Origin of the sequence: Gemmiger formicilis (genome assembly GCF_016901605.1) — a bacterium.
In the GTDB taxonomy this organism is placed as follows: domain Bacteria; phylum Bacillota; class Clostridia; order Oscillospirales; family Ruminococcaceae; genus Gemmiger; species Gemmiger formicilis_B.
Genome location: NZ_JACJKP010000795.1, coordinates 1 through 221 on the forward strand (window position 1 = coordinate 1; position 221 = coordinate 221).

The following is a 221-nucleotide window of genomic DNA, read 5'->3' on the forward strand; positions in this document are numbered from 1 at the left end:
AATAATGGCGGTTTCAAAAGAGATTCCCTTGAGCTTAGGCACCTTCAGGGTAACGTCCCCGGAAGTGGTGGTAAGGTTGCGGCTGTAGTGGCCGCTCCGGTATCCCTGGCGCTGTGGGGCAGCAAGGTGTCTCCGGCCACCATCAGCGAGCTGAACAAGAAAGCGTATGTCCACATTGAGGATTGGCGCAACCGCCCTCTGCAAGGTGGGCGCTATCCGTA

At 57.5% G+C, this 221-nt stretch carries 2 pseudogenes; one reads left to right on the forward strand and one right to left on the reverse strand.

What is annotated here, in order from left to right:
* Nucleotides 1–114 (reverse strand): annotated as a pseudogene (locus tag H6B10_RS16870) (transposase); the annotation flags it as partial.
* On the opposite strand from H6B10_RS16870, the pseudogene H6B10_RS16875 reads away from it, so the two are divergent.
* A pseudogene (locus tag H6B10_RS16875) lies at nt 100–221 on the forward strand (IS256 family transposase); the annotation flags it as partial. The pseudogenes H6B10_RS16870 and H6B10_RS16875 overlap by 15 nt on opposite strands.